This is a genomic window from Desulfitibacter alkalitolerans DSM 16504, assembly GCF_000620305.1.
Lineage (GTDB): Bacteria > Bacillota > DSM-16504 > Desulfitibacterales > Desulfitibacteraceae > Desulfitibacter > Desulfitibacter alkalitolerans.
In genome coordinates, this window is sequence record NZ_JHVU01000021.1 from 183,433 (window position 1) to 193,505 (window position 10,073).

At 38.6% G+C, this 10,073-nt stretch carries 10 protein-coding genes; 1 reads left to right on the forward strand and 9 read right to left on the reverse strand.

Annotated elements, in window-relative coordinates:
• Nucleotides 1-123: 123 nt before the first annotated feature.
• The 6 genes from K364_RS25375 to K364_RS0102205 form a co-directional block, all read right to left on the reverse strand.
• Complete coding sequence (locus K364_RS25375) at nt 124-1,089, reverse strand: CAP domain-containing protein (protein ID WP_028306655.1); 966 nt, start codon at nt 1,087-1,089, stop codon at nt 124-126.
• A gap of 137 nt (nt 1,090-1,226) precedes the next feature.
• On the reverse strand, nt 1,227-2,087 hold the full coding sequence (locus tag K364_RS0102185; protein WP_028306656.1) for a glycosyltransferase family 2 protein: 861 nt from the start codon (nt 2,085-2,087) through the stop codon (nt 1,227-1,229).
• Nucleotides 2,088-2,253: 166 nt separating this feature from the next.
• Entirely contained in the window at nt 2,254-3,255 is a 1,002-nt protein-coding gene (locus tag K364_RS0102190) for a chymotrypsin family serine protease (RefSeq protein ID WP_028306657.1), read from the reverse strand.
• Nucleotides 3,256-3,385: 130 nt separating this feature from the next.
• A complete protein-coding gene (locus K364_RS0102195; RefSeq protein WP_028306658.1) occupies nt 3,386-3,772 on the reverse strand; it encodes a hypothetical protein in 387 nt (128 codons plus the stop codon).
• Between the two features lie 17 nt (nt 3,773-3,789).
• Entirely contained in the window at nt 3,790-4,116 is a 327-nt protein-coding gene (locus tag K364_RS0102200; RefSeq protein ID WP_028306659.1) for a hypothetical protein, read from the reverse strand.
• A 79-nt stretch (nt 4,117-4,195) separates the two neighbouring features.
• A complete protein-coding gene (locus K364_RS0102205) occupies nt 4,196-4,378 on the reverse strand; it encodes a hypothetical protein (protein ID WP_028306660.1) in 183 nt (60 codons plus the stop codon).
• A 162-nt stretch (nt 4,379-4,540) separates the two neighbouring features.
• On the opposite strand from K364_RS0102205, the gene K364_RS0102210 reads away from it, so the two are divergent.
• Nucleotides 4,541-5,101 (forward strand): ferritin-like domain-containing protein, encoded by a 561-nt coding sequence (locus tag K364_RS0102210; RefSeq protein WP_051533757.1) that lies wholly within the window; start codon nt 4,541-4,543, stop codon nt 5,099-5,101.
• Nucleotides 5,102-5,206: 105 nt separating this feature from the next.
• Here the strand turns inward: K364_RS0102210 and K364_RS22570 are convergent, their stop codons facing one another.
• The 3 genes from K364_RS22570 to K364_RS0102225 form a co-directional block, all read right to left on the reverse strand.
• Entirely contained in the window at nt 5,207-6,808 is a 1,602-nt protein-coding gene (locus K364_RS22570) for a glycine betaine uptake BCCT transporter (protein WP_242841635.1), read from the reverse strand.
• 396 nt (nt 6,809-7,204) lie between these two features.
• On the reverse strand, nt 7,205-7,867 hold the full coding sequence (locus K364_RS0102220) for a DUF1638 domain-containing protein (RefSeq protein WP_028306662.1): 663 nt from the start codon (nt 7,865-7,867) through the stop codon (nt 7,205-7,207).
• Nucleotides 7,851-9,830 (reverse strand): hydantoinase/oxoprolinase family protein, encoded by a 1,980-nt coding sequence (locus K364_RS0102225; protein ID WP_028306663.1) that lies wholly within the window; start codon nt 9,828-9,830, stop codon nt 7,851-7,853. Before K364_RS0102225 ends, K364_RS0102220 begins: the two co-directional genes overlap by 17 nt.
• Nucleotides 9,831-10,073 lie beyond the last annotated feature (243 nt).

The following is a 10,073-nucleotide window of genomic DNA, read 5'->3' on the forward strand; positions in this document are numbered from 1 at the left end:
ACTAAATTCCATAAGTTTTTCATTATTTATTTTTATATATTGTATGTCCTTGCCCTAAAATGGTGACAAGTAAAAAGAAAAAAGCAGCTTAATTAATAAGCCACTTTCTTCCAAAAGTTTTTATTAAGGTCTTATGAACATTTGAGTAAACATTTTCCCATATGGACCACCATCAACAATTCCTATACCTATATGGGTAAAATCCTTATTTAAGATGTTAGCCCTATGACCTGGTGAATTCATCAGATTTGTATGGGCCCTTTCTACTGTAGAGGCACCCGCTAGATTTTCTCCAGCCCTCGTATAGGATATTCCTGCTGATCTCATCATGTCAAAGGGTGAACCATACACAGGTGACTGATGTGAAAAGTACCTGTTATTTATCATATCCTGAGACTTAAGTCTTGCTAATTTTACCAGCTCAGTATGAACCTTTAATGCCGGTAGGCCTGCCCTGGCCCTTTCCTGGTTAACTAAATTCAACATCTTCTGCTCATCAGCCGTTAGTATTGAGCTCTGGTCCGGTTTGCTTGGAGCAGGTTGAGCAGGAGCAGGCTGGCTTGGTTGTGGTGCAGGCTTGCTTGGAGCAGGCTGGCTTGGTTGTGGTGCAGGCTTACTTGGAACTGGCTGGATTACAGGGTTGTTTGGTGCCGGACTTTGGGGCTTTATCAATGCCCTTTTGAAATTCTTTTGCCAGCTTTCTAATAAACCCCATTGTGTTGAATTGTTCGCCTGGAGATCTGCACCTGTTACTGTTGCCAGAACTTGTCCACCCACAGTTAATGTTGGCATTCCATTAACTAGTTGAACTTTTATGTCGTCAGCATTTAAGCTTCCTTGTTTACTAAGCATGTTAATCCTGCTTAGTATGATTCTGCATCTTTCATATGCTGTTAATCCTTGCGGCAAGCTCCTGAAACGCATAATTACTTCATCATTTATTGACAGTTCATATACATCCATATTAGCGGAAGGTTTTGCCTGAAGACTTAGTGTTTGGGCATATGCAGGGATTGATAACCCTATCAAGAAACCAATTACCAATATGATGCTTAACAGTCTTTTTAACTTTGGAAAGTGCTTTGTCATAAAATTCCCCCTTGATGATAATATTTTCTTGCCTGTTCTTATAACCTTATTACGAGAAAAAAAATATAATTCAGGAGTACCTGGAGAAAAAATCTACTGTAAAATATTTGCAAGTGGGGGATGCTTTTCCTGTAGAGTTAAAAAGGGATTTCAAATCTGGAGAAAAACCAATCATCATCATACTTTCTCTTTTTAAAGTATCTAGTTCTTTGTACAGCTATGTTGCTTGTATTTAATTTTATTACAGCTTCATTATAGCCATAACTATCCTGCAGCATGGCTTTCACCTTGTTTATTCGCTGTTCATTAAAATGACTGTAGACCATACGGAGAAAATTGTAATGTACGTGCTCAAAGGTTACTTTATATGGATGTTGGGTCCTGAATTTATGAAAAACCAGGACTTCTGGATAAATGCAGCATGAATATCCAAAAAGCCAGAGCTTTAAAGAGATCTCCTCATCTTCATGCCCCCATACTATAAATCCTTTATCAAAGCCCTCAATATCCTCAAAAACTGTTCTTTTAATACAAAGGCAGCCTCCCGGCAAAAAGGGAACTTTTTTGCCAGTCCTGGGCTTTTCTGTATACCATTTTGCTTTTAGAGACTTATCCCATGTGAGTCCATATCCTGCAGCAATGGGATTTTCCATAACCCCAATTCCAGGAGATACAGCGTCATATTGACCCAGGAAGGATACTAGTTTATCCATCCAATGGTTATTAAACGTCAAATGTGCATCACAGAAGATTAATACATTACCCTTTGCTTTTTCGGCTCCATAGTCTCTAGCTCTGGCCGCACCCATGCCTTCAGTTCTATAAAGCTTTATTGTTTGATATTTTTTTTCAATGCCATTACAGCAGTTATCATTAGATCCATCATCTATAACAATTACTTCATAATCCACTTTATTAATTGATTTAAATAAGGAATCAAGGGTCATTATTATGTTTTTGCCTTCATTTTTACAGGGTATAATTATTGACACTACCACCCAACAACTCTCCTCTCCATAAGTATAAAGTGATTAAGATGCACTTATATAACTTATATATCTGCTAAACTGCTTTCATAGACCAAAAAGATACTCTGCGGCATGGGCAATCCCATTAAAGCGGGTTGAAGCAGGTTAGTATTTAAAAGGGTGACTGGTCACCCTTTTAAAACTCTACTTCTAGTTCTTTCATGACATTTGATATCTTATTAAAAAGAGTAGCAGTATCTGAGCCTGCAAATAAAAGGCCAATAGCCCTGTTGTTGCTGTCTAGTATTAATGAACCGCTATCTCCCGGGGCTGATTTTATGTCACTTAAAACCTGCTCGGTAAACACTGCATAACTGTCTTCTCCTAAAGATACCTTCATTGCAACATCCACGGCCTTAACACTGCCTTCCGTATAACCGGTAGTCCTGCCATTTTTTTTAATCTTATCTCCCAGTTTAGGTTCAGCAACACCTCTAACTATTCCAATTTCTAAAATTTCATCACTAATATCGACACGTGCCGGCTTAGCAACAGCTGCATCAACAATATTATTTTGATTGCTGGTTTTCATGAGCTTCATGGAATAGGATGGTTTTACCATTTTAAATACACTATTAACTGTTGAGACTGCTGCAGCTGCAACTGGACAATCACTTTCTGACATGATCTTTGATATTGGAGCATATCTATACAAATAGGCCACAACATCTTTATCCCTTTTACCCCCATCATAGGCTCCAGGCTGTAGTATCACATCCCCTTCCCTGGCTCTTCCATCTCTTCCATTAGTCACATTGGCAAGGACATGATTATTGGAAAGAAGCAGTCTTTCTCCAGTTCTTTTGTCTCGAACTATAGCCCCTAAGGTGCCTGCTGAAATTGCATAATGGCCTATGCTGCACCCTGGTCTAACTGGTCTATATCTTTGGGTATTAACTAGAAGCTTCATTTCCCCTATTTCAATAACATCAGTTTTTGTCTCTTCAATTTTGTCAGGTATAACCTGGTGAGACCTTAAATCCCCTTTTCTTACTTTTTTCTTTACAAACACAACCACCGATTCCTCAGCTGTTGGTTCTCCACTCTTTTCTTTATATCCAATGCCCACTCCAACAACATTATCCATATCTAAAAGCTTTTTTCTATTCTTTTGTAGAGTCTTAAATATATTCTTCATTTGTCGACACCCCCAATACATAATATGAATTAGGAGTATAACTGCTACATTATCTAGTTAAAGTGCCCAAAATAAAAACCTTCCCGAAACTCTTGTAGAAAGCAGGAAGGCTTTAATCAATTCAATAATCTCACTTGTTTAATATTAGCAGAAAAATTATCAGAAGCAGACTAAAGTCTTTTATTGGACTCTGTAGAAGTATAAATAAAATAATGAGTAATAATACGTCTTCATCAATAAAAGCTAGTGGACCCGGAAGTTTTGCAGGTAGTGAAGAAAAAGTCTCATTTTGCCAGATTTCCAAGCCTTTAGAATATTCCTCAGAATGGTCAATGTATTTATCCTCACTATGTTCAATAACTTTTTCTTCATCAAGATTAGTCTCCACGTTTTGCTCAACTATTTCCTGCTCCAGTTCACCTTCTTTGACTTTTTTATCTTTAGAGGTTTTTGGAGCAGCATTTTTTCTGCTATTGGTCTCATATTCAGTATTATTAAATCTAAAGTTTCTTCGCAAAAAAAGTCCCCCTTTCTTTATGTCATCCTTTTTAACTCCCTAATAAAGAATGACATATTTAATGTTTTCATGGAATCATCTAATATGCGCTGTCTATTTTCTGATAAGTATGGTTTAATTGCCAATAATAGATTAATAGCCGGGTCTACATGTTTCATACTAGAGCTCACACTCTCAATTTCTTGTGACTTTTGACTTAGAAGCCCACCTATCATATTTTTAATACTTTCTCCCTTTTCAGGGTTACCCATCATAAATGCTAATCGATTAATGTTTTCCATAAGATCATTACTATCTAACATTGAAAGTAATTGATTTATATCTAATTTGTTGTTGTTTCCCACCATTTTCCCTCCTATATATTTAATAAAGGTGCTGCACAGCTGCCTAAATTAGCAGCCATGCAGCAGCTTGGTAATGTATTTACTCTTCAGAACTAGCTTCAAACCCTCCAAAAAGGTTTGGCATCATAAATAACAGTAACAAGATAATAATCAACAGCTCATCTTCGATTATCCCTATAGGACCCTGCCCCATGAACAAAAATAGGATAATAATGATGATTAACCAGCTATTGTCCTTGCACTTTGGCGGACGATGACTCATTTAGAATACCTCCTTTAATTTTGTTAACTTCACTTTTATAGTATGATTGCTGATAAAAAAGTGTTACCCATATTTGCAAGCTGCTATTATAAAACTTTACATCATTTAGTAACAACCTTTATTTAATTCCATAAAATGTTATTAAAAAGGGAGTGATTTTTTATGGAACATGAAAAAAGAGAGTTGTCGGATCAATTACATGGGACCATAAATATTCCTCACATAAGAGAACCATATCCACCTATTAAAGTTATGGAACCCAATCCACAGTATGCCAATATTCTTCTAGATAGCTACGCAGGCACAGTAAGTGAAATGACGGCAATTAGTATGTATCTCTATCATCACTATGATTCAGAGGATGCCCTACCAGAATTTGCTGATGTAGTTGAAGGAGTTGCCATTGTAGAAATGTTTCATTTGGAGATATTGGCTAAGCTGATTATCCTTCTAGGAGGAGACCCTAGATATTTAGGGTCCAATGGGGCGTGGTGGTCAGGCAGGTATGTTAATTATCTCACCGGTGAGCCATGTTTGCAGATTCATGCAGATATACAAGCAGAAAACGCAGCAATAAAGCAGTATCGACAGCAGATAATTGCCATTGATGATCCCCATGTGCAAAATATGCTGCAGCGTATAATTAAGGACGAGCAGCTTCATTTATCATTATTCAAAAAACTCCTGGATAAATATTGTCCCAGATCTTCTTGTCATCCTTAAACCAGATGCTACAAGGCCAATTTGCATAGCCAAACGTAATTATCATTTCTAATAGGGGAATCGAAAACCGGGGAGGAGACTCTCCCCGGTTTTTACATTTATCCTTTATCCTTTGTGCTCTTCCTTGGTTCCGCAGCTGCCTAGTGAAGTTGTGTGGCAGATATCAGCCTCTGATGAGGGTTGGGGTGTAAAGATCATTCCACCAACCTCGCTGGAGAAGGCCTTCCAAAGAGTGTACATCATGAACAGCATAACAATCATGAATGGGAAAGCCGCCGCAATAGATGCTGTCTGTAAGGCTTTCAGGCCTCCCGCCAGCAGCAGAACTGCTGCAACAGCACCTTTTGCCACTCCCCAGACAACCCTCAATGAAGATTCAGGGTCAGGATCTCCACCAGAGGTTAAAGCAGCACTTACATAGGTAGCTGAGTCAGCTGAAGTTATGAAGAATGTAGCAATCATTAATGTTGCCAGGAAGGACATTAGACCCACCATTGGGAAATGGCCAAGGGTCACAAAGAAGGCTGAGGATACGCTGGCAAATACTGCTTCTGTAATTCCTCCAACTCCAAATAGGTCAATCCAGAGGGCAGAGCCACCAAATGAGCTCAGCCAGATAAAGCTAAAGAGAACAGGTGCAAATAAGGAACCAATTACAACTTCTCTCACCGTACGTCCACGAGAAATACGGGCAATAAATGCACCACAGAAGGGACCCCAAGCAATCCACCATGCCCAGTAAAATACTGTCCAGGCACCTATCCAGTCGTAACCTGTATGCTCGGCCATTACCCTATAGGGATCGGCATATAAACTCATCCAGGGAAGATTTTGAAGGTAATAACCCATTGTAGTAACAAGGGTGTTTAGGATAAATTTAAATGGCCCAAAGAAAACGAAAAACGCTATAAAAATAAGGGCCAAGGTCATATTTACATAGCTTAAATATTTAATCCCCCTGTTAATACCTGTAACCACAGATACTGTAAAGAGTACTGTAATAACTGCTATAATCCCTAAAGTCATTGGTATTGTATCTGGAGTTCCATAATTCATGGACAAGCCTGTAGTAATCTGCATTGCACCAAGTCCAAGAGAAGTGGCAACACCAAAAATAGTGGCAAATACTGATAAAATGTCAATGGCTTTACCTAGAGCACCCCTGGTTCCCTTTTCCCCAAGAATAGGCGCAAAGGTGGAACTGACCAGAAAGGGCATTCCCTTTCTAAATGAAAAATACGCAAGGGCCATACCAACTAGAGCATATACTCCCCATGGATGCAGCCCCCAGTGGTAGAAGGTATACCTCATTGCTTCTTCTGCTGCTGCTGCAGTTCCAGGCTCAGCAAAGGGAGGTCCTCCAAAGTGATACATTGGTTCAGCTATACTCCAAAATACCAAACCAATTCCCATACTGGCACTAAAGAGCATGAAAAACCATGTTATGGTTGAATATTCTGGCTTTTCATCATCCTTGCCCAGCTTGATCTTACCAAACTTGCTGAAGGCCACTACTATACAAAATAGTAAAAATAAGGTCATTGCAAGCAGATAAGACCAGCCAAAATTACCTGTAAGAAATGCTAAAACGCTGCTAAACACGCCGCCAGCCTGCTCTGGCATCAATACTGTCCAGATAACAAAGATGCCGGCTATGATAGCAGAAATCCAGAAAATATGGTTGTCAACTCTTTTAAAAATACTCACACAATACACCTCCAAACAGTTTTTATATTTCCCTTTTACTGTTAACACCTACCACAACAGAAAATCTTCAAAGTATTGGCATAATTCACCTCCCTGTTTTAAGCGCTTAAGACCAGTGTTGACGGCATTTTACCCTTTGACTAAATATTTAAAAAATTAGTTGTCCAATTATTTTTTCTTGCATGAATTTTCAATATATTATACTTATAATAATATATTTGTATTTTATTAATTCAAAAAACCCATTCATAATGTTTTTCTTGTGAAATATTATTATTTAATAGTTGAAAAACCCTGAGTATTTCATTAAAACTATTTTTCAGACCTTCGTTCAATTAAATTTGACTCAAACAAATACTTTAATTATCTTGAAGGTCTGAATTGGTGTTTATTTATTTACAAAAAGCTTCTGGCCATAACTATTTGGCCAGGCGGATTTACAATGAACTCCTTATCCCAATTACCAGAAACAAGCTTTTCTAACAGTCTAAGTGATCCATCCCGTTCTTCAAAAGCAACACCTAGAAAATCAGCAACCTCTTTAGCATAATCAATATATCTGGCAGGTGCCTCTACTGTATGAACATATACCACCCGCTTGTAGTTTGCATATTCCATGTCTATAATCCATTTAGCTGTACTTTCATCATATTTCTCTATATATTCTTTATAACTGTCCAAAGGTCCTGCTTTCTGGTCTATCCAACCTTTACTTAAATAGTAAGTGGCTGGAAAGTCTGCAAATTCTTTATCATAGATAGATCTGGACCCTAGCAAAATACTTATGCAGTCATGGACCTTGGGAATAACTAAAGTGTGTTCATGGGATCCCAAATTGGCAGCTCCATTAGAGCAAAGTCCATATCCAAAAAGAATAGTATTATACCCTTTAGCCTCCTTGACTGTGTTTTTTAGTTTTTCTCTTAGAGCATCAGGGACTCTATGCAATGCATATTCTACCATCAAGGTGTCAATGTTATCCTTATTAACCGCCTTAATCTCATCCTCCAAAGTTTTGCACGCAACTATTAACCATTTGCTTTTATCTTGATTGTCCATTATCTTCCTCCCAATTAGGTCTTCCAATGGCTGTTACCACCATTCTGGTTTCAACATACACCTCGTCTGCCCAGTTAGCTGCAATTTTTCCGTAGACATCTTTCCTTTCGGAAAAGATCTCTATTTCACCTGCTCCTGCTTTCTTAGCATTAATCTCTGCATGTTTTAACGCTTCCTCCATTCCATAGCTGCATGCATCGTCTAGGTCAATAAAGCCTTTTCTTTCCCATGGCAGGTGTACTATATATCCACCTTCACCACCAGGCTTTATTAGACAGCGAATAGTTTCAATAACTTTCCCTGTGGCTGCACCTACTGCATTTGCAACTTCGGCATTGTCAGGAATTATGAGTGGACAATTTAACATTTTAGACACCTCTGGCAGGTAGGAGTTTACTGGTGCCCCTATGGCTACAACAGGTATGGGAATGGCAACCTGACAGGTAAATACATTTTTCCCCTGCCCCAGGATCTTATCTAAAAATATATTTGAACCCTTAGTATCATCAAGGGGTTTATATCCTTCTGTTTTTACTAATGTTTGTAATATAGTCATGGCAAGTTTTTTGATGATAGCCTTCATAAAGTCCTGTGCCATTTCATCCACATCGGAATTAATTTGATTGGCAAGAATCTCAACCCCTAGTCTGGCTGCTTCAGTGTCCCACTGATTAAAATGTCCGAGGACATGAAGAATATCTGTAGGAGTTAATGAAATACGAGCAATAATTCCCATGTTCTCTAGATTATGAACAGGCAGAAAGTTGGGATCCTTTTCCATTAACCTGGAGAGGTAATGGAGGCTGTGAGGCCCTCTCTTTAATATATCAAGGAGCTGGTTCTCAGCAGCATTAAGCTTAACATTTTTATCAGGATCTCTTAAAAAAATGAAGCAGTCCGTTTTTTGGTTATATAATAATTCTCTTCTGTCATTTAATACCATGGATAATTCCTGTTTTAAATATGGATAGTTTTCTGCTGCATAGCTTAAAGGCCAGACCCTTCTGGGACCAATTATTATCTTCCTATCCTTTGCCTTTAATTGAATATAGCTATCCCCACCAAGGCCAAAGGTGTTTATGTCAGCTGCCAAAACCCTGGTTAGCCATCCTCCAACTGTTGCCCCTTCTGAGTTTAACTTGGGTGAGCCTTTTTCCAGCAGGGCAATATCTGTAGTGGTCCCTCCCATGTCAAAAACTATTGCATCTTCAATATTGGTCAAAAACGTCGCACCTACAATACTTGCTGCAGGCCCCGAAAGAATAGTTTCAATAGGTTTTTCAATTGCTACCGTTTCACTCATCAAGCTGCCGTCCCCTTTAACAATCATTAGGGGGGCCTTTATGCCTTGATTCTGCAGTACTAGCTTTATGGATTCAATAAGCTCAGTAATTATAGGTATTAGTCTGGCATTTAGAGCTGCTGTAACTGTTCTTTCGTGAAAACCTAGTGTGGTTGTGAGTTGATGAGCACACACTAGCGGCAGCTCACTATATTCACGTACTAATTTAGCTACTTCTAATTCGTGCTCAGGATTTCTAATGCTTAAATATCCTGATATGGCTATAGCTTCCACCTTCATGGCCATTGCTTTGATGGCATTGATTGTCTTTTCATAATCCAGGGGTTCTAATTCTTTTCCATTAATATTGTGTCCGCCCGGCACAACAACAAAATGGGATACTGGCAAATCACCTATGGGCTCATGACCAATTAAGATAATGCCAACCCTGCCTCCACGTCCTTCTACTATTGCATTAGTTGCTAGAGTAGTAGAAAGGGCTACCATTTTTATTTCTTCCTTTTCAAAGGTAAGCCTTTCTATACATTTAGCTATACCTATTGTGAGGTTTTCTCTTGTTGTTCGAGCTTTTGCTTTATTTACGACTTTTTGCATTAAGAAATCTACAATAACTCCATCTGTATAAGTTCCACCTGTATCAATTCCTAAAGCTACGGCCAATATCATCCACTCCCTTTAAACTATAATCAAGAAGCAGTAGTTTTCAAGAGAGCAAGGGGCAAGAGGCAAGGAATGGAAGCAATTGACTTTGTCAATTGCCCACAATTCCTGCATCTTGCTTCCTGCTTCATTATCATCTCTTAATTAAGCATTTAGCTTTGATTCTGCCCTTTCAACTACCGCCCTAATTTTCTTTTGAACATCCTTTGGCAGTGGCTCTGGCTCGTAATTCTCAATTATATC

Excerpts from the sequence above, each read along its gene's own strand:
- K364_RS25375 (WP_028306655.1), bottom strand. The coding sequence starts at position 1,089 with ATGACAAAGCACTTTCCAAAGTTAAAAAGACTGTTAAGCATCATATTG.
- K364_RS0102190 (WP_028306657.1), bottom strand. The coding sequence starts at position 3,255 with ATGAAGAATATATTTAAGACTCTACAAAAGAATAGAAAAAAGCTTTTA.
- K364_RS0102205 (WP_028306660.1), bottom strand. The coding sequence starts at position 4,378 with ATGAGTCATCGTCCGCCAAAGTGCAAGGACAATAGCTGGTTAATCATC.
- K364_RS0102210 (WP_051533757.1), top strand. The coding sequence starts at position 4,541 with ATGGAACATGAAAAAAGAGAGTTGTCGGATCAATTACATGGGACCATA.
- K364_RS0102220 (WP_028306662.1), bottom strand. The coding sequence starts at position 7,867 with ATGGACAATCAAGATAAAAGCAAATGGTTAATAGTTGCGTGCAAAACT.